Here is an 18,629-nt window from a genome sequence, read left to right on the forward strand (position 1 = left end):
TGGCTGCTGGGGAAGCACCAAGATGACGCTTCCCCTGTGCTGCCGCCCCCCCCGAGCAGCAGACCCAATGACGGTGCGGCCCGCGTTAATGCGCCGCTGCCGACTTGGGCATCTTGCGTTTGGCTTCGGCCATGATGATTTTCTGGATCTTCTTGCGCAGTTCCATGTCCTTGCGCATCGCCTCATTGGCCTGTTTCTGCATGGTCGAGGCCGATTGCGACCCGTCCGAGCTGGTCAGAACCTCGCCTGCGTATTTGCTGAACGACTTGCCGCTGATCTGCTTGGCAATCTCGCCATAAATGGCGTCGCCGTGCAGCTTGATGAAATCCTCGGTCGCCTTGGTGCCGTATTTGGCAATCAGGTCCTTCTTCACCGCGCCTTCCATGGCGGCGGGCGCCAGCTTGGTCTTGAGGAACTTTTCAGCAGCGCCGGTGAAGCCGGAGGAGAATTTGTCCAATGCCTTGCCGGCACCTGCCGACATGATGCCTGCGGTCAGGATCTTGGCAATGCTTTCCTTGATTTCCTTGGTATTCGGCGGCCGGCCCTTTTCGATCAAGGGTTTGGCCAGGCCGATGGTTTCCTTCAGCGCCTCGGTCACCATCGCCTCGCCGGCCTTGGACTTCAGAAACTTCTCAAAGAATACCTTGACCGCCTTTTTGGGAAACTCGCGTGAGAGTTTCGAGGCTGCGGCCTTGGCCAGATCATCCGCGAGCCCTGCCGACAGCTTTGAGGTCAGCTTGCCGCCAGCGGCACCGGCGAGACCGGCGATAAAGCTGTCGATGAAGACTTTCTTGGCGGCACCATCCCAGGTCACCTTGTTGCCCGCCAGATGCTCGCCCAGCTGGCCGGCGCTGGATTTCAGCGCTTCGGTGCTGGCGGCGGCAATGGCGTGGGCCTTGGCCGGGGACATACCCTTGGTCGCCACCAGCCGGGCGGTCATATAGGTTTCGACCACGGCAAATGAGACCTCGCGCACGATTTCCAGCTTCCAGACAATTCCGCCGGCAGTGGCGATCCGCTGATCAATGAATTTCTTAAACGCCTTGCCGCCGGTGTTATAGGCTTTGGATGCTTTAACATCCTGTTTGTACACCTTTTTCCAGTCGGGCTTCTTCTTGCTCGTCAGCGTTTTCAGCAGGCTGGATTCAGAGCGGGCATTCAGGATCGGGGTCCAGGGCGGATCGGTCTTGTCGTTGACAACGCTGACAGCAAATTCCGTCAATGCGTTCAGGAAAGTGTCGTTGCCCTGGCGTGTGCTTTCCACCTCGTTGCAGAAATCAACCCAGGATTCCGCCTGGCCGTACATCATGTTAGCCTTGGCCAGAAGCTTGCGCCGCAGCTCTTCCTGCCCGGCTTCAAACTCGGCCACGGTGATCAGCTTGGTCTTGCCGTTCTCGACAACTTCAATCCGCTCCACTTTGGTGTCGGCAGAATGCTGTGCCGCCAGTTTCGGCAGGCCTGCGTTCCAGGTCCGCATGCCCGGGTCGACAATTCCGTCAGGCTTCTTGAAACCCAGCTTCTTTTTCTGAAAATCCTTGATCGTGTTGATCAGCCCGGCATCGCATTTGGTGCTGACATCAATGGAATAGCCGTTTGCCTTAAGCATCAGGCGGACCAGCTCGACATCTGCGGGGGCATTTTTGACCGGCTTGAATTTGCTCTCGCCAGTCTTGGGGTCCGGTTTGGTGATCCGTTTCTTGTCACCAACAGGGGCGGAAAGCTTAAGGGCCATAACAGTACTCCAATCAATAAAATACAGTTAGAGCGTGCCACGCACATCTTCCCGCTGTCGCGGGGATTTGACCGGCATATTCCCCCTTTAAATACTGGGGTTCGATACCTACATATCACGTGTATGTGAGGTGCTTCCCAGCCCCGGGAAAGCACCCGGTTTGTGTGTGTCTAGGCGACCAGCGCCTTGAACCGCGCGGTTTCCGGATCGACGTTGTAACGGGCCGTAAGCTCCTCTGCCCTTTGGGTCAGATCGTTGACACAATCAATGACGTATTGCGCAGTCTCCTCCTCCATCAGGTATGAGAAGTTGAGCCGGACCCAGCCGGGCTTTTTCATTTCCTCGCCTGCTTTCAAGTCGGCAAACAGCCTTTCCGACTCCGGCCGGCCAATGCCCAGCAACCGGTGTGCATAAGGCCCCGCACAGGCGCAGCCGCCGCGGGCCTGGATGCCGTAGACGTCGCTTAGCATCCGGGTGAACAGCTGCTGATGCACCGGATTGCCGGCCCCGTCCGAAACCAGAAAGGAGAAGATCGGCAGCCGGTGCGCATCGCGGTGGCCCAGGATCTGCAGGTGCGGATTGCCGGTCCAGCCCGCCCAGGCCATGTCTGCGAACCTGGCTTCACGGGCTTCGATCTGCTCCTGACCGACGGCCTCCTTCACCAGAAATGCCAGCGCTGCGCGGATGTCGCCGATCACATTCGGGGTGCCGGCTTCTTCGCGGGTCGCCAGGTCCAGGCTGTATTCGTGCTGCCATGGGGACACAAAACTGACGGTCCCCCCGCCCGGCCAGGACGGGCAGCGGCGGCGCACCGCGCCTGAGTTGACCACCAGCACACCCGAGGCACCGGGACCGCCCGGAAACTTGTGCGGCGAGACCACCACGGCATCCTTACGTGCCGCTCCGCCCTGTCCCATGTCGATTGGCAGGTACGGGCCGCCGCCGGCATAGTCCCAGACCGCCAGTGCGCCGTGCGCATGCAGCAGGCGGCTGATGGGATCAGGATCGGTCACGATGCCGGTGACGTTGGAAGCCGCCGAGAAGCTGCCGATCTTCAGATCGCTGCCGGCGTGCTGCTTCAGGGCGAGTTCCAGAACCGCCAGATCCACACCGCCCTCGGCGGCCTCAGGAATTTCCACCACCAGTGCCTTGCTTTCGCGCCAAGGCAGGATGTTGGAGTGGTGCTCATAGGGGCCGATGAAGACAACCGGCCGGGTGGCCTCGTTCACGCCGAACAGGCTGACCAGCCGGTTGAGACCCGCGGTGGCGCCCGATCCGGTGAAAATCACCGCATCATCCCCAGTGGCGCCGGTCATGCGGGCGATCTCAGCCCGGGCCTCGCGGCGCAGGCGGGTCATCTGCGTGCCGCAATAAGAAGCCTCGGTATGGGAATTGGCATAGAAGGGCAGCACCTGGGCTGCCACATAGTCCTCAACCTGGCGCAGTGCCCGGCCGGAGGCGACGTAATCGGCATAGACCAGCGGCACCTCACCATCGAGGCCGGGGATCATCACTCCGTCGCCGATCACGCTGCGGCCAAGGGTTCCGTCCTGAGCCGCTTGCCGGATCGTTTCTTTGAATACTGCCAGGGTCATGTCGCGCCTCCGTGATCTTCCGCAATCAATATGAACGGTTTCTGGCGCGTAAATTTTATCAAATACTGGGTAGTTTATGCAATTCTTGTGTCATATGATCTGAATATGAGTAAGCAAGCCGATCAAATTGACCGAAGCATCCTGCGCGCGCTGCAACAGGATGCCAGCCTGTCGCAACGGGAGCTGGCCGACAAGGTGGGCCTGTCGCAGAACGCCTGCTGGCGGCGGCTGAAAGCGTTGAACGACAGCGGGCTGCTGCAAGGGTCCACCGCACGGCTGGACCGCAAGCAGCTGGGGCTTGATCTGGTGGTTTTTGTGTTGCTGCGTACCCGGCATCATTCGGCAGACTGGCTGCAAAAGTTCCGCCGCCATGTGCTGACGATCCCAGAGGTGGTGGATTTCCACCGCATTGGCGGTGATTACGACTACCAGCTGAAAGTGGTGACCGAGGACATGGCCAGCTATGACAAAGTGTATCAGCGGCTTATTTCAGGTGTCGAGCTGGACAGCGTGACGTCTTACTTCGCGATGGAAGCCATCGCCGAGGGACGCCCGCTGCCGCTGTAGCCCGGCGGGTTGGCAAAGAGGGGGCGCTGCCCCAGCCCTGCGGGCTTCCCCCGGGGGATTTCCGCCCAGAAAGAAGCAGCGGATCAGTGACCGAAGGCGCTGTTCTTCATCCATTTCGGGCGCTTGCCGTCCGGCCCCATGCGCATGTGCAAACAGGCAGTTCCAAGGCGCTGGAAGTAAAGGATATCAACCGGATACCAGCCCGCTGAAGGCACCTCTACTTCTGTCAGGATGGTGCTGTCGCAGGACTGGCGGCCGTCGTATTCGCCCACCACCTGGCCGCCGACCCTGGCGCGCAGCCCGTCATTGGTAAGGAAGTCGATATTGTGGATGCCGGGCTGGTCAATCTTCACATAGCCGGTGATCCGGGCCACGACATTCAGCGCCCGTTTGGAAGTGAGCGTGTTCTGCCCCTCCTCTGTGTCACGGTTGTCGAGACCCGCGATGGGCTGACCCCGCTCGCTGGAGATTTTCAGCGCCGAGGAGGCCTCAACCAGAGACTTCACATCATGCGGATAGGCGTAGACCACCGACAGACCCGGCTTGACGCCGGAGGGCTGCGGGTCTGCCGGGACCAGCTTCAGCGGCGCGGCGCCTGCGGAGGCGGCGGTCAGGACTGCAATCGCGGCAGCAGCCTTCAGATGGGTTTTCATCACTCACTCCCTGTCGTTTTACAGGCAGGATAGTGGCAGGCGGCGCGCAGGGCTACCGGGTTTTGCCAATACGGCCGCAGAGATGCTGCAAACGAAAAAGGGCTGCCCCGCAGGACAGCCCTTTCGCCATGTGCCGTAACGGCAGCAGGCTTAGTTCTTGGCGTAGAATTCCACAACCAGGTTCGGTTCCATCAGAACCGGGTACGGCACGTCGCCCAGGCCGGGGGTGCGCACGAAGGTCGCTTTCAGCTTGGAGTGGTCGGCTTCGATGTAATCGGGAACGTCGCGCTCGGCCAGCTGAGTGGCTTCCAGAACGGCAACCATCTGCTTGGACTTGTCGCGGACTTCGATCACGTCGCCCTCTTTCACGCGGTAGGACGGGATGTTGACGCGCTTGCCGTTCACGGTCACGTGGCCGTGGTTCACGAACTGGCGGGCCGCAAAGACGGTTGCAACAAACTTGGCGCGGTAGACAACGGCGTCCAGGCGGCGCTCGAGCAGGCCGATCAGGTTTTCACCGGTGTCGCCGTTCACACGCACGGCTTCGCCGTAGATACGGCGGAACTGCTTTTCGGTCAGGTCGCCGTAGTAGCCCTTGAGCTTCTGCTTGGCGCGCAGCTGGATGCCGAAGTCGGACAGTTTGCCCTTGCGGCGCTGACCGTGCTGGCCAGGGCCATAGTCGCGGCGGTTGACCGGGGACTTCGGACGGCCCCAGATGTTTTCGCCCATGCGGCGGTCGATTTTGTACTTGGCAGACGTGCGTTTGGTCACGGCTGATCTCCTTCTATAATGGCATCGCAGCTATTTCCGAAAACCGGTTCCCACTTTTCGGGCTGCAATCGCATACGCCACTGCACCGTCCGTGTTCACCTGCTCCAGGAGCACCTGCAACAATCGAAGGGCGTTGTCCTCTTGCTCCGGATCCAGGATCCAGGCATGACAGGCATCCCCTTGCGGGGGCCGCCAACACCAATGAAGCCGCGCTTATATAGGGGGATGGGACAGAGTCAACATCGGCCGGCCAGGTTTCGCAGGGAAATCCGCGAAATCAGCAAGAGCCCGGACGCCTGGCAGCCTTCGGGTAACGGATCAGGCCGCCTCGTGACCCAGAATCGCAGCCTCGGACGCGCTGAGATTGCGGCGGGCATAGGCGCCATAAGCCAGCGGGTTGCGCTCCAGCCCGGGCTGCAGATGGAACAGCCGCGCCCGGTCGCTGTCGCTGAGCGCGGTCAGGGATGCGTTGGAGGGGTGGAAGCTTTCTGTCTCGACCCCATTGGCCCAGAGCACCTGATGATTGGCCAGCATGATATGGATATAGGTCGCCTGCCGCACCGAGGCGTCGGGCAGGATTGTGCGGCCGTTGACCAGATCGCCGGCTGCCACCAGAACTTCGGGCGTGTTGAACAGCGCCCGCACCCGGTCGCCGCGCAACAGCATCCGGTGATCCGGCGAGACCAGCAGCTCCTGCTCCGGCCGGTCGATGCCCAGGGCCCCGGCGTGAATGCGGATCGGGCGCAGCCGCGGCATCACAAACAATCGTGCGCCGCTGATCCGGCGGGAGCCGATCCACAGGATTTCCTGGGCGCCGTTGTCGCGGGTCTGCACCTTTTCGCCCTCGCGCAGCCGCTCAACCCGCTTCGGGCCGCCGGGTGTTGCGATCAATGTGCCCGGGGTAAAGCAGATCACACCGGTTTCGCCCTGCGGACGGTCCGCACTGACCGTTCCCAGCGAATGATGCACCACCCACAGATCAGCCCCGCGCGGCGGCAGCGCGTCCACAAACATCAAAAGCGGGCGCTGGCCCGGCCCCACCTCTATGAGAGTTACGGTGAAACTTTGCACGCCATTGGTCACAACAAAGCTGCTGTCCATCAGCGGCTCGTCCACCTTGACCGAATCGACATCGGTCCGGTTTTGAACTGCCGCACCGACCAGCCGGCGCACTGACCGTGCCGCCCGGCGGCGCAAATCTGCCTCGCCGTTTGCCATGTCCAGCCGCAACAGCTCTGCCGGCCCGTCCACCCGCACAGCATCGCCATGCCAGGACCAAGCCGCCCCTACATCAAGAGCGTCAACCGGTGCGGCCGGAAGGCCGTCAATCTCGGTTTGCGACCAGGAAACAACAAACGTGCCACGAAAGCCCGTTATCATCTGCCTGTATGCCTGCCTAAGTTCGTTTTTTATTAATGAAATCTTAACGACGCAACTTCAGGCCTGAAACCGCCGGGCCGTAAAATGGTTGTGATCGTGCCCTTTACGCATCATTCCTCATGCGGTTGCAGCGGCTTTGGCGGCACTCAATCGCTGGAAAACAGCGCAGATAATTGTCCGCAAACACGCAACAAAGCCGTTTCAATTCAGCGGACTATAGCTGGATCGCAAGGCCTGTGCGGCCTGCCGCACCACCTCTGCCACCTGCAGAAGCTGCCGCGCAAGCGGGTTGCTGCGGCGCCAGATCATGCCAATGGTGCGGGCCGGCTGAGGGTCCCGGAAACGCGCTACCGAGACAACAGCCGAGCGGGTCTCGACCGGAACGGCCATTTCGGGAATCAGCGTGACACCGATTCCGGCGCTGACCATCTGCACCAGGGTCGACAGCGAGCTGCCATCCAAGAGCTCGCGCGGGGCCGCCGACTGCATGTTGCAGAACGACAGCGCCTGATCGCGGAAGCAATGCCCCTCCTCCAGCAGCAGCAGACGCATTTCGCGCAAACCATCGGGACCGGGAACCGGCTTGCCAGTGTCTTCGCCGGGACGCACCAGCACAAAATCCTCTTCGAACAGCGCAACCTCCTCAAAGGCCGGTTCCGAAACCGGCAGCGCCACAATCGCCGTGTCCAGCCGGCCCTCTCCCAGTTCTTCCAGCAGCCTTGGGGTCACGGTTTCGCGCACTCGGATGTCGGCCTCCGGGTACTGCCGGGTCAGGTTCCCGACGATGGACGGCAGCAAATAGGGCGCAATGGTGGGAATCACCCCGATCCGCAGCCGCCCGGCCAGCCCCTCCCGGGACGCCCGCGCCAGCTCGCCCAGCTCATCAACGGATCGCAAAATACCGCGTACCCGGCCTGCCAGGTCTTCCCCAGGCTGGTGAGCCGCACCTGGCGGGCGCCGCGCTCAACCAGCTGCACCCCCAGCGCCTCCTCCAACTCCTTGATCTGAACAGACAAAGCGGGCTGGGACACTGCGCAGGCATCTGCCGCGCGGCCGAAATGGCGGTGCTGGGCCAGCGCCTCGAAGTAGCGCATCTGGCGGAGAGTCACGTTTATCATAGGATTTTATTATCACTGCGATGAATAAATGCAACTTAATCCAATGGTAATTCCCTGCTAGCCTCCACTGCAGGACAACAGGGAAACCCGGCAACAGCAGTCTGTGCCCCAAATGCATTTTCAGGCGGCACCTGTGCTGCCGGACTGATCCGGGAACGTTTTTGCCACGACACAGTTCAACTGTTTGAAGCCACGATCGGAGAAGAATATGGACGGAAATACCCCCGCAGGAAAATGCCCGGTGATGCACGGCGCGGCGCTGAATACCGGCAGCGGCGGCACCTCGAACCAGGATTGGTGGCCGAACCAGCTGAACCTGAAGATCCTGCATCAGCATGCGCCCAAGTCGAACCCGATGGGGGCTGATTTCAGCTACCGCGAGGCCTTCAGCAAGCTGGATCTGGAGGCGGTGAAAAAGGATCTGTTTGCGCTGATGACCGACAGCCAGGACTGGTGGCCTGCGGATTATGGCCATTACGGCGGATTGTTCATCCGCATGGCCTGGCACAGTGCCGGCACCTACCGCACCGCCGATGGCCGCGGCGGCGGCGGCACCGGAAACCAGCGCTTTGCACCGCTGAACTCCTGGCCGGACAACGGCAACCTGGACAAGGCGCGCCGCCTGCTGTGGCCGATCAAGCAGAAATACGGCAACAAGATTTCCTGGGTGATCTGATAATCCTGGCCGGCAATTGCGCCATTGAATCAATGGGCGGCCCGGTGTTCGGCTTTGGCGGCGGCCGCACCGACGTTTGGGAACCGGAGGAAGACGTCTACTGGGGATCCGAGACCGAATGGCTGGCCACCAGCGATCAGGCAAACAGCCGTTACTCCGGCGACCGGGACATGGAAAACCCTCTGGCAGCAGTGCAGATGGGGCTGATCTACGTCAACCCGGAAGGTCCCGACGGCAATCCGGACCCGGTCGCCTCGGGCCTGGATGTGCGTGACACCTTTGCGCGCATGGGTATGAATGACGAGGAAACCGTGGCGCTGGTTGCAGGCGGCCATACCTTTGGCAAGGCACATGGTGCCGGTGATCCTGAGCTGGTCGGCGCTGAACCTGAAGCCGGTGCGATGGAGCAGATGGGCCTTGGCTGGATCAATACGCATGGCTCCGGCAAGGGCGGCGACACTACCACCTCGGGTATCGAGGGCGCCTGGAAGCCGAACCCGACAACCTGGGACATGGGCTATTTCGACGTGCTGTTCGGCTATGAGTGGAAGCTGGAGAAAAGCCCCGCAGGTGCGCAGCAATGGCATGCGCAGGACGTGGCGCCGGAGCATATGGTGGTGGATGCCCATGACCCGAGCAAGCGCCATGCGCCGATGATGACCACCGCCGATATGTCACTGCGGATGGACCCGGCCTATGAGAAGATCTCGCGCGATTTCCATGCCAGCCCGGAGAAATTCGCCGATGCTTTTGCCCGCGCCTGGTTCAAGCTGTGCCACCGCGACATGGGTCCGAAGTCGCGCTATCTGGGCAGCGATGTGCCTGCCGAAGATCTGATCTGGCAGGACCCGCTCCCGGCAGTGGATCATGCGCTGGTGGATGAACAGGACACCTCGCAGCTGAAGGCCAAGATCCTGGCAACCGGGCTGTCGGTTTCCGAGCTGGTCTCGACCGCCTGGGCTTCGGCCTCCACCTTCCGCGGTTCGGACATGCGCGGCGGCGCGAATGGCGGCCGTATCCGCCTGGCGCCGCAAAAGGACTGGGAGGTGAACCAGCCGGAGCAGCTGGCCAAAGTGCTGAACACCCTGGAAGGCGTCCAGTCCGAGTTCAACGCAAGCGCTGCAGGCGGCAAGAAGATCTCGATGGCGGATTTGATCGTGCTGGCGGGCTGCGCCGGCGTGGAAGAGGCCGCCAAGGCCGCAGGCCACCCGGTTTCGGTGCCGTTCACACCGGGCCGGACGGACGCATCCCAGGAGCAGACCGATATTGAGGGCTTTGCCGTTCTTGAACCGGAGGCCGATGGTTTCCGCAACTACCAGAAGGCCGCCTATAGCGTTCCGGCTGAGAAAATGCTGGTGGACCGGGCGCAGCTTTTGACCCTTGGCGCGCCGGAAATGACCGCGCTGATCGGGGGCTGCGGGTGCTGGGCGCCAATCATGGCGGCTCCAAGCACGGGGTGTTCACCGACCGGGCCGGCACGCTCAGCACCGATTTCTTCACCGCTATCACCGATATGGGGGTGGAGTGGAAACCGGCTGAGGACGGCACCTACGAGGGCCGTGACCGGGCCAGCGGCACCGTCAAGTGGACCGGCACGCGGTCGGATCTGGTGTTCGGCTCCAACTCGCAGCTGCGGGCATTGTCCGAGGTTTATGCGCAGGCAGACGGCGAGGCGGCCTTTGTGCAGGACTTTGTGGCAGCCTGGGTCAAGGTGATGAACGCAGACCGGTTTGATCTGGCAGCGTAAGCTGCACCTTACTTGAAATGAAGGTGCTCCGGAAATCCGGGGCGCCTTTTTCGTTGCGGCCTTTGAGATACAAAGAGAAGGGCAGCGCCTGACCTCGGCCGGGCGTATTATCACTTACTCGGACGCAGCAGCCCCTTGTCCGAACTCAATCACCCGTGTCTCTGCCGTGTAATCCGACTCAATGATCAATATCGCCAAGAGCCCGATCATCGCCAGGGGCGGCAGCAGAACCGCATAAATCAGCGCCAGCCGTTCCCAAGCCATATGCATGAAGACCGCGATGATCAGCCCCGCCTTCAGCGTCATGAAGATCAGGATCAGGCTCCAGCGCAGCAGCCCCTGCAGCTGCGCGTAGTCCACCCAATAAGACGCCGCGCTGAGCACAAACAACAGTATCCAGACTGCAAAATAGAGCTTTAGCGGATGCTGCTGCCCCTCTTCATGCTGCAGCTCTGCGGCCTCGGCGGTTTGCGGTGAATGTGTCATATCAGCCCCCTACCACAGATAGAAGAATGCAAAGATAAAGACCCAGACCAGGTCGACGAAGTGCCAGTAAAGCCCCATGATCTCCACCGCCTCGTAGTCGCCGTTGCCCGCTGACATCCAGCTGCGCTGATTGCGGTCGAAATCGCCGCGCCAGACCCGGCGGGCGACGATCACCAGGAAGATCACCCCGATGGTGACATGGGTGCCGTGAAAACCGGTGATCATAAAGAAACTGGCGCCGAATTGCTCGGCCCCCCAGGGATTGCCCCAGGGACGCACGCCTTCGGAGATCAGCTTGGACCATTCAAACGCCTGCATGCCGACAAACATCGCGCCTAGCGCGGCAGTGGCCAGCATCAGCACGGCGGTGGCCTTGCGCGCCTTGCGGTAGGCGCAGTTCACTGCCATCGCCATGGTGCCGGAGGAAGAGATCAGCACAAAGGTCATGATGGCAATCAGGATCAGCGGCAGGTTCGCGCCGCCGATATGCAGGGCAAAAACCTCACTGGCGTTGGGCCACTCCACGGTGGTGGAGTTGCGGGCGTTCAGGTAAGCGACCAGGAAACAGGCAAAGACGAAGGTATCGCTCAGCAGCAGGATCCACATCATCGCCTTGCCCCAGGAGACCTTTTTGAAGGCCCGCTGATCCGACCCCCAATCGGCGGCAAAGCCGCTATGGCCCTGCTGCTGCAGCGTCTGATCCTGGCCTTGCAACGGGTGTTCCATTGGTCTCCCTCCTCAACTCACAGCCGCGCGGCAGAGCGCCAGAAACGCATTGCCCCAGCCCTGCAGCAGCGCAAACAGCATCAGCCAGAACGCCAGCAGCGCGTGCCAGTAGAGCGCGCAGAGCCGGACACCCGGCAGCAGCGCCTTCACGTCCCCTGATCCGGTTCCGGCATGGCGCGCGCAGACCATCGCCAGCGCAACGATACCGCCCAGCATGTGCAGCCCGTGCAGGCCGGTGATCAGGTAGAAAAAACTTGCCGCCGGGGTGCCGTCCAGCCGGTAGCCGCCATCAGTCAAAGAGATCCACACCTGCATCTGGCCGGTCAGAAAGGCGAGAGTGGCGATGCTGGCTGCAATCAGGCTGCCGCGCAGCCAGCGCTGCGTGCCTGCCCGTGCGGACATCACCACAAATTGCAGACACAGGCTGGCCAGCAGCAGCAAAGCCGTGTTCAGCCAGACCCGGCCCGGCAGCGGCACCAGCTCCCACGGGGTTTCTTCGATCTGCATGACAAAGGCGCTGCCCAGCATGGCAAACAGCCCGCCGATCACCGTTACAAAGACCGCTATGAAGATGATGCCCGGCGCGCGGCCCGGACCATGACCCGCCAAGGGCGCAATCCCGGTTTCCAGCCAGGGTTTAGCGGCCAGATGCTGCTGCGACAGCCATAGCCCCGCGGCCAGCGCCACCAGCGCCAGAAAGGCGAGGATGACAGTCACAGCCGCCGCCCCTGCCCGTCCGGCACCCAAGGGTCAGTCTGTGCGACGTAATCCTCAGCCGCGCCGGGCACGCTGTAGTCATAGGCCCATCGGTAGACATTGGGCAGCTCATCCCAATTGCCGTGCCGGGGCGGGATTTCGGGTGTTTGCCACTCCAGCGAGGTCGCCCGCCAAGGGTTGCTGCCCGACGCACGCCCGTGGCGCAGGCTCCAGAGGATATTGAACAGGAACAGCAGCTGCGCCGCGCCGACAATCAGCGCCGCCGATGAAATGAAGGCATTCAGTCCTTCCACCGGCGCAGTAAGGAACTCCGGCTCGCCAAGCTCAAAATATCGCCGCGGCACCCCGACAAGTCCGACATAGTGCATCGGGAAGAAGATCGCATAGGCACCGATGAAGGTGACCCAGAAATGGATCTGGCCCATTGCCTGGTTCAGCAGACGGCCGGTCATCAGCGGATACCAGTGATAGATCGCGCCAAAGATCACCATGATCGGCGCCACCCCCATCACCATGTGGAAATGGGCGACCACAAACATCGTGTCCGACAGCGGCACATCAACCACCACATTGCCCAGGAACAGACCTGTCAGCCCGCCGTTCACGAAGGTGACGATAAAGCCGAGTGCAAACAGCATCGGGATGGTCAGATGGATATCGCCCTTCCACAAGGTCAGCACCCAATTGTAGACCTTGATCGCGGTGGGAATGGCGATGATCAGCGTGGTGGTGGCAAAGAAGAAACCGAACCACGGATGCATGCCCGAGACATACATATGGTGCGCCCAAACAATAAAGCTGAGCGCGCCGATGATCACGATCGCCCAGACCATCATCCGGTAGCCGAACACGGTCTTGCGCGCATGCACGGCAATCAGATCGGAGACGATGCCGAACGCCGGCAGCGCGACTATGTAGACCTCGGGGTGGCCGAAAAACCAGAACAGATGCTGAAACGCAATCGGGCTGCCGCCGCCATAGCTGAGCTTTTCACCCAGCTCGACCAGCGTGGGCATGAAGAAAGAAGTGCCAAGCAGCCGGTCGAACAGCATCATCACACAGGCCACAAACAGCGCTGGAAACGCCAGCAGCGCCATCACCGTGGCGGTGAAAATCCCCCAGACTGTCAGCGGCAGCCGCATCATTGTCATGCCGCGGGTGCGGGCCTGCAGCACGGTGACGGCATAGTTCAGCCCGCCCATGGTGAAGCCGATGATGAACAGGATCAGCGACAACAGCATCAGGATGATCCCGCCCTGCGCGCCGCCCGGCGTGCCGGACAGCACCGCCTGCGGCGGGTAAAGCGTCCAGCCTGCGCCGGTGGGGCCGCCGGGGACAAAGAAGCTGGCCACCAGCACCAGCACCGCCAGCAGGTAGATCCAGAAGCTGAGCATATTGACGAAGGGAAACACCATGTCGCGCGCACCGACCATCAGCGGGATCAGGTAATTGCCGAAGCCCCCAGGAAAATCGCGGTCAGCAGATAGACCACCATGATCATCCCGTGCATGGTGACAAACTGGTAATAGGCCTCGGCCGTGATGAAGTCGAAAGTGCCGGGAAAGCCCAGCTGCAGCCGCATCAGCCAGGACAGCACCAGCGCCACCATGCCGATTGCAATGGCGGTGCCGGAGTATTGGATGGCGATGTATTTGGCATCCTGCGAGAAGACGTATTTGCCGATCCAGCTGTGCGCATGCGGCGGCATCACATCGGCCACTTCGCGCGGCGGCAGATTGCTGTCCGGTTCAGGCAAGTAGTCGGTCATTGCAGAACTCCATCCAATTCCGATGTGTCGCCCGGCCTTCCTCACAAGGGGGCGCATTGCGCCCGCCCCCTTAGCGCCTTGCGAGCCTGGTTCCGGCTCCGGTTTCAGAGCCCCCATTGGCATATTCTTCAAAAGTCAGCTGCTCCTGCAGCCACTCTTGGTATTCCGCCGCCTCCACAACGTTCACATAGCCGCGCATGAAGGGATGGGCGGTGCCGCAGTACTCGGCGCATAACACTTCAAAGGTGCCGGTGCGGGTGGGGATGAGCCAGATATAGGTGACCATGCCCGGCACCATGTCCATCTTGGCGCGGAATTCAGGCACGTAGAAATTGTGCAGCACATCAATCGAGCGCAGCAGCAGCTTCACCGGCTTATCCACCGGCAGATACACCTCACCGCCCTCGATGATAAGGTCATCCTTGCCAAAGCGGTCATGCGGATTGACACCCAAGGGGTTTTCCCCGTTCACCCATTCCGCATCGGCGGTGCCCAGCACCCCGTCAGCGCCGGGCAGCCGGTAGGCCCAGCTCCACTGCTGGCCAAAGACTTCAAGTTCAGTGGCGTCTTCAGGCACGGTGACGAACTGCTTCCAAACAAACAGCCCCGGCACCAGCATCGCCGCGACCCCCACAGCGGTCACACCTGTCAGCCACACCTCCAGCCGTTTGTTTTCCGGGTCGAATTCAGCCTTGTGCCCGGGCCGGTGGCGGAATTTCCAGACGCAATAGGCCGTGAACAGAACCACCGCGGCAAACACCGCGCCGGTGATCCAGAAGGTTATAACCAGCGTATCGTCGATATAGTCCCAATTCGACGCGATCGGCGTCCACCACCACGGGCTTAACAGATGGAACGCAACAGATCCCGCCACGATCAGCACAAGCACGACCGCAATCAGCATCCCGCCCCCTTTCCCCGCTGCCCGGACATTTCCGTTCGTCCGGCACACAGGTTCATTTGGCATGAGATGCCACTATATTACGGTTTCACAAATTAATCCAGATTCCGGAAGTTTTACGCCTTTTGCGGCAGATAATTTCCATTTCCCCGCATTTCCCGGCAAGGACAAACAGGCGCCCGGCCCGGGCACCCGTACTCTGCAAGACCGCAGATCCAAGGTCTATTCCGGCAAGTATTCTGCCGACCAGGCCTCACCCGCAGCACCGCTGGCAATCATCGCCTCAGCCTGTTCCGGCGGGTAACCCAACCGCTCCAGGATGGTTCTGGTGTGCGCACCGTATTTCGGTGCAGGCCCCGGTATAGTGATCCGGCCTGCTTGCGGGCGCACCGCATTCGGCGCCACCAGATCGCACCAGCGGCCCATCGGGTGCCGGTCGTGGCGGATCACCCGGAACGTCGCTTCCTTCAGATCGATACTGCCGGCGCTTTCCAGCTGCAGCGCCGCATCGCGGGTTTCGTGCAGCGACGACAGCGGCACCGCCGTGGCAGAGGTTCCGGCAAATGCCGCACGCCAATAGGCAAGCGGCTGCGTGCTGAACCGCACGGACAGGGGGGCATGCAGCTGATCCACCGGCAGCGCGGCCAGTTCTGCCAGCTCTGCCACCCGCGCCAGCGCAGCGCCGCGCTCACTGGGCGCCGCAAAGAAAAACCAGCCGTCCGCGGCCTGATAACAATGGTAGAACGGCTCCCATCCCAGGGCCTCGCGGCCTGAGGGTTCGTCAAAGGGCGCCCTGCCCGCGTGGCCGTACATGAACTGCGCCTGGATCAGATTGCCCGCCGCCGCCAGCGAGGCCCGCGCCACTCCGCCTTTGCCGGTTTCCTTAAGCCGCAGCAAAGCGCCGCCCAGAGCCACACAGGCGCAAAAACCGGTCAGCACGTCGATGGTGCCGAAATGGGCGTGCTCCTCGGGTGTGCCCATGCCGCCGCCAAAGCGCAGCATCACGCCGGTGGCGGCTTGCGCCAGATCATCATAGCCCAGGTGATCCGACTTCGGTCCGCGCATAGGGCCGCCAAAGGCATCCAGCTGCACCAGGATCAGGCGCGGGTTGATCTCTGCCAGCCGTTCCGCCGAGAGGCCCAGTTTGTCCCGTTGCTGATCGGTGCCGTTCATCGTGATTACGTCAGCGCCGGCAATCAGGCGGGCCAATGCGTCCTGCCCCGCGTCCGTGCGCAGGTTCAGCAGGATGCTTTCCTTGCCGCGCTGCGCGTGGATGCCAAAAACCACGGTGTTCCAAGGATCGACAGACGGCTCCACCGGCTGCACCAGCGTCACCTCAGCGCCGAACCGCGCCAGGGTTGAACCGATGGTCGGCCCGGCAATCACATTGGTGAGGTCAACGACCTTCAATCCGTCGAGCCATCCTTTACCCTCCTGGCTGCCGCCACCGCCACGCTCCGGCTCGGCCAGCAGCGCAGACAGATCAGCGTTGGCGGCGCTGATCTTCTGCGCCGCGCCTGCGTCATCACTCAGCCAGGCCACATTGCCCATCTGACGCATTGTTCCGTGCTTGGCATCCTCCACCTGCAGCACCAGGCCCGAGGCCAGCGCATGCGGGTCATCAAGCCATTCACTAGTGAAACGCTGTGCAGTGGCAGGGGCCTTGGCGGCGCCGAACAAATCCTCCCACTCATACGAGGGCTTGGTCAGGAATGCGGCCTTCATCGCAGATGACACCCGCGCACGGTCGGACGGACCCACCGGATAATTGCGCATTGACCATTCAGCAGGCCAATCCTTGGTGTCCAGATAGGCTGAGAAATCCGGCAGCTCATCGGCCAAGTCCTTCAGCCCAAGGGTCTCCAGCACCCGCCGCGGGTGAGTGGCGACCGAGCCGGCCACCACATAGAAGCCGCGCCCGTCGGCGCAGGTATAGGTGCGGTAGAACGGGTCGAGGAATTCGGACAGCTCCGCGAACTTCAGATTCATCGGCAGGCCTTCGGCCTCGCGCCGGTCCAGCTCCACCTCGCGCGGGGATTTATAGCGCTCGGGGTAGTCCTCGATCTGCTCGCAGTTATAGACCAGCCCCTCCAGCAGCGCGGCGGCCAGCGGCACCTCGATATGGTCGCCGCCGTTCTGTTCCCGCGCGTTCAGCGCAAACAGCACAGACATAGCGCCAAAGCTGGCCCCATAAGCCGAAGCCAGCGCCAGAGGCGAAAAAGACGGGTTTATGCCCATCAGGCGGCGGTTCAACCCCATGTCGGTGAATTGGCCGGTATAGGCGGCAATCACCGCCTCCCAGGCAGGCAGGTCCGCGAGATCAGCGTCAGTGGAGGCAAAGCCCGGCATCGACAGATAGACCAGCTGATCGTTGGCCGCGCGCAAGGCCTCCGGCCCCAGGCCCAGCCGGCCCATCACCCCGGGACGGAAGTTCTCGATCACCGCATCGGCACGTTTGGCCAGCTCAATTGCGGTGGCGCGGCCTTCATCGGATTTCAGGTCCAGTTCCAGCACCTGCTTGCCCCGCGACAGCATGTCGAAAGCCAGGCCGTCAAAGCCGGTGCCGCCGGGCGGGGTAATGCGGATCACCTCGGCGCCCATATCGGCCAGCAACAAGCCGGTCAGGGGACCGGCCAGGTAATGGCCGAAGTCGAGAACGCGGATATGGGAAAGGGGGCGCTGCGGCATGGGGAGGTCTCGCCTGTTGTCGGTTCAAAGTTCAATCCGCAACAGATTACCTTCAGGCCCCGCAATATCCACTGGCCAAAAAAGCATGCGTTCCCTAACAATTTCCTATGGAACGTTCAATACGCCCCACTGCCGGATCGTTGAATGCCCTATCGGTGCTGGAAGTGGCGGTGCGCCATGCCAGCCTGTCCCGCGCCGCGGCGGAACTGGGCCTCAGCCAGCCTGCGGTCTCACGCCATATCTCCGCTTTGGAGGCGCGCCTGCGGCAGCCGCTGTTCGAGCGCAACAACAACCGGATCACCCCGACTGCCAATGCCTCCCGGCTGGCCGATGCGGTGGCGCTGGGACTGGGCCATGTGGATCAGGCCTGGAGCGAAGTTCTGGCTGCACCGGAGACAGATGAGGTGACGCTCGCCTGCACCTTCGGCTTTGCCGATCAATGGCTGATGCCGCGTTACTCGGATCTGAGGGCCTTTCTGGGCAGCAGGCGGGTGCGGGTCGTGACCACAGATCAGTTGGGGGACATCGACCTTAGCCGCCTGGATGCAGCAGTTGTCTGGGATCCGTCACGGATGCCGGACCGCCCTTATTTTCCGCTGATCCCGGCAGAAACCTTCCCGATTTGCAGCCCCGGTTTCCTGAAAGCCTACCCAGAGGCAAAGAACAACATTGCGCAACTCGCGCCGGATTTGTTTTTGCATTTTGACACCGGAACCTCCGGCTTTCTGACCTGGGATGGCTGGTTTTCCCATGCAGGGCTGCAGGCGCCGCAATTCGGCACCGCCGCGGTATTCGACGCCTATCCGTTCCTGCTGCAGTCGGTGCGGCGCGGCGAAGGCATTGGGCTGGGCTGGGCGGGGATTGCCGATCAGGCCCTGGCAGCCGGCGAGGTGCTGCGGCTGGGGCCTTCGGTGTCGGACAGGCCGCACAGCTACTTTCTGCAGTACCGCGAAACCGGTGGCAGCGCGCTGGAGCGGATGCTGAAGTGGTTCAAACTGGAGGCCGCCAGCCAGGATCCAGTCAGCCCGACGTGAAAAGGGCCGGAGGGATTTCTCCCGCCGGCCCTATTGCCGCCTGAACGGGCGGCAGATCGGTTTACCGGGC

Annotated in this window: 14 protein-coding genes and 2 pseudogenes; 3 read left to right on the forward strand and 13 right to left on the reverse strand. The window is 61.9% G+C overall.

Annotated elements, in window-relative coordinates:
• Positions 1-85: 85 nt before the first annotated feature.
• Positions 86-1,732, reverse strand: a complete 1,647-nt coding sequence (locus ETW23_RS13900; RefSeq protein WP_134830332.1) for a peptidoglycan-binding protein — start codon at positions 1,730-1,732, stop codon at positions 86-88.
• Between the two features lie 170 nt (positions 1,733-1,902).
• Positions 1,903-3,327 carry an aminotransferase class V-fold PLP-dependent enzyme gene (locus tag ETW23_RS13905; protein WP_134830333.1) on the reverse strand — a complete coding sequence of 475 codons (1,425 nt, stop codon included), beginning with the start codon at positions 3,325-3,327 and terminating at the stop codon, positions 1,903-1,905.
• Between the two features lie 105 nt (positions 3,328-3,432).
• On the opposite strand from ETW23_RS13905, the gene ETW23_RS13910 reads away from it, so the two are divergent.
• Positions 3,433-3,894 carry an Lrp/AsnC family transcriptional regulator gene (locus ETW23_RS13910; protein WP_129370155.1) on the forward strand — a complete coding sequence of 154 codons (462 nt, stop codon included), beginning with the start codon at positions 3,433-3,435 and terminating at the stop codon, positions 3,892-3,894.
• 83 nt (positions 3,895-3,977) lie between these two features.
• On the opposite strand, the gene ETW23_RS13915 is transcribed toward ETW23_RS13910, so the two are convergent.
• The 4 genes and pseudogenes from ETW23_RS13915 to ETW23_RS13930 all read right to left on the reverse strand — a co-directional run bounded on the left by ETW23_RS13915 (position 3,978) and on the right by ETW23_RS13930 (position 7,816).
• Positions 3,978-4,547: a PA14 domain-containing protein gene (locus ETW23_RS13915; protein WP_134830334.1), complete on the reverse strand. Its 570-nt coding sequence runs from the start codon at positions 4,545-4,547 to the stop codon at positions 3,978-3,980.
• Between the two features lie 150 nt (positions 4,548-4,697).
• Positions 4,698-5,318, reverse strand: a complete 621-nt coding sequence (gene rpsD / locus ETW23_RS13920) for a 30S ribosomal protein S4 (RefSeq protein WP_027258072.1) — start codon at positions 5,316-5,318, stop codon at positions 4,698-4,700.
• A 318-nt stretch (positions 5,319-5,636) separates the two neighbouring features.
• Positions 5,637-6,698 carry a Hint domain-containing protein gene (locus ETW23_RS13925; protein WP_129370153.1) on the reverse strand — a complete coding sequence of 354 codons (1,062 nt, stop codon included), beginning with the start codon at positions 6,696-6,698 and terminating at the stop codon, positions 5,637-5,639.
• A gap of 201 nt (positions 6,699-6,899) precedes the next feature.
• A pseudogene (locus ETW23_RS13930) lies at positions 6,900-7,816 on the reverse strand (LysR substrate-binding domain-containing protein).
• Positions 7,817-8,024: 208 nt separating this feature from the next.
• On the opposite strand from ETW23_RS13930, the pseudogene katG reads away from it, so the two are divergent.
• Positions 8,025-10,239: pseudogene (katG, locus tag ETW23_RS13935) on the forward strand (catalase/peroxidase HPI).
• Between the two features lie 114 nt (positions 10,240-10,353).
• Here the strand turns inward: katG and ETW23_RS13940 are convergent.
• The 7 genes from ETW23_RS13940 to ETW23_RS13965 all read right to left on the reverse strand — a co-directional run bounded on the left by ETW23_RS13940 (position 10,354) and on the right by ETW23_RS13965 (position 17,525).
• Positions 10,354-10,725: a cytochrome C oxidase subunit IV family protein gene (locus ETW23_RS13940; protein WP_134830335.1), complete on the reverse strand. Its 372-nt coding sequence runs from the start codon at positions 10,723-10,725 to the stop codon at positions 10,354-10,356.
• A gap of 9 nt (positions 10,726-10,734) precedes the next feature.
• Positions 10,735-11,451, reverse strand: a complete 717-nt coding sequence (locus ETW23_RS13945; protein WP_134830336.1) for a heme-copper oxidase subunit III family protein — start codon at positions 11,449-11,451, stop codon at positions 10,735-10,737.
• 12 nt (positions 11,452-11,463) lie between these two features.
• Positions 11,464-12,168: a cytochrome c oxidase subunit 3 gene (locus ETW23_RS13950; protein WP_134830337.1), complete on the reverse strand. Its 705-nt coding sequence runs from the start codon at positions 12,166-12,168 to the stop codon at positions 11,464-11,466.
• The gene (locus ETW23_RS13955; protein WP_205879903.1) at positions 12,165-13,601 is read right to left on the reverse strand and encodes a cbb3-type cytochrome c oxidase subunit I; all 1,437 of its coding nucleotides are present in this window, start codon (positions 13,599-13,601) and stop codon (positions 12,165-12,167) included. Before ETW23_RS13955 ends, ETW23_RS13950 begins: the two co-directional genes overlap by 4 nt.
• A gap of 8 nt (positions 13,602-13,609) precedes the next feature.
• Positions 13,610-13,936, reverse strand: a complete 327-nt coding sequence (locus ETW23_RS25410; RefSeq protein ID WP_205879904.1) for a cbb3-type cytochrome c oxidase subunit I — start codon at positions 13,934-13,936, stop codon at positions 13,610-13,612.
• Positions 13,937-14,006: 70 nt separating this feature from the next.
• Positions 14,007-14,840: a cytochrome c oxidase subunit II gene (locus ETW23_RS13960; RefSeq protein ID WP_134830338.1), complete on the reverse strand. Its 834-nt coding sequence runs from the start codon at positions 14,838-14,840 to the stop codon at positions 14,007-14,009.
• A gap of 219 nt (positions 14,841-15,059) precedes the next feature.
• Complete coding sequence (locus tag ETW23_RS13965) at positions 15,060-17,525, reverse strand: CoA transferase (RefSeq protein ID WP_134830339.1); 2,466 nt, start codon at positions 17,523-17,525, stop codon at positions 15,060-15,062.
• Positions 17,526-17,632: 107 nt separating this feature from the next.
• Here ETW23_RS13965 and ETW23_RS26585 point away from each other — a divergent pair, with 107 nt between their 5' ends.
• Positions 17,633-18,559: a LysR family transcriptional regulator gene (locus ETW23_RS26585; RefSeq protein ID WP_134830340.1), complete on the forward strand. Its 927-nt coding sequence runs from the start codon at positions 17,633-17,635 to the stop codon at positions 18,557-18,559.
• The last annotated feature ends 70 nt before the right edge of the window (positions 18,560-18,629 follow it).

The organism is Leisingera sp. NJS201 (assembly GCF_004535885.1).
Lineage (GTDB): Bacteria > Pseudomonadota > Alphaproteobacteria > Rhodobacterales > Rhodobacteraceae > Leisingera.

Bases quoted from the DNA above. Each gene is read 5' to 3' on its own strand.
- ETW23_RS13900 (WP_134830332.1), bottom strand. From the start codon at position 1,732: ATGGCCCTTAAGCTTTCCGCCCCTGTTGGTGACAAGAAACGGATCACC.
- ETW23_RS13905 (WP_134830333.1), bottom strand. From the start codon at position 3,327: ATGACCCTGGCAGTATTCAAAGAAACGATCCGGCAAGCGGCTCAGGAC.
- ETW23_RS13910 (WP_129370155.1), top strand. From the start codon at position 3,433: ATGAGTAAGCAAGCCGATCAAATTGACCGAAGCATCCTGCGCGCGCTG.
- ETW23_RS13915 (WP_134830334.1), bottom strand. From the start codon at position 4,547: ATGAAAACCCATCTGAAGGCTGCTGCCGCGATTGCAGTCCTGACCGCC.
- ETW23_RS13925 (WP_129370153.1), bottom strand. From the start codon at position 6,698: ATGATAACGGGCTTTCGTGGCACGTTTGTTGTTTCCTGGTCGCAAACC.
- ETW23_RS13940 (WP_134830335.1), bottom strand. From the start codon at position 10,725: ATGACACATTCACCGCAAACCGCCGAGGCCGCAGAGCTGCAGCATGAA.
- ETW23_RS13945 (WP_134830336.1), bottom strand. From the start codon at position 11,451: ATGGAACACCCGTTGCAAGGCCAGGATCAGACGCTGCAGCAGCAGGGC.
- ETW23_RS13955 (WP_205879903.1), bottom strand. From the start codon at position 13,601: ATGGTCGGTGCGCGCGACATGGTGTTTCCCTTCGTCAATATGCTCAGC.
- ETW23_RS25410 (WP_205879904.1), bottom strand. From the start codon at position 13,936: ATGACCGACTACTTGCCTGAACCGGACAGCAATCTGCCGCCGCGCGAA.
- ETW23_RS13960 (WP_134830338.1), bottom strand. From the start codon at position 14,840: ATGCTGATTGCGGTCGTGCTTGTGCTGATCGTGGCGGGATCTGTTGCG.
- ETW23_RS13965 (WP_134830339.1), bottom strand. From the start codon at position 17,525: ATGCCGCAGCGCCCCCTTTCCCATATCCGCGTTCTCGACTTCGGCCAT.
- ETW23_RS26585 (WP_134830340.1), top strand. From the start codon at position 17,633: ATGGAACGTTCAATACGCCCCACTGCCGGATCGTTGAATGCCCTATCG.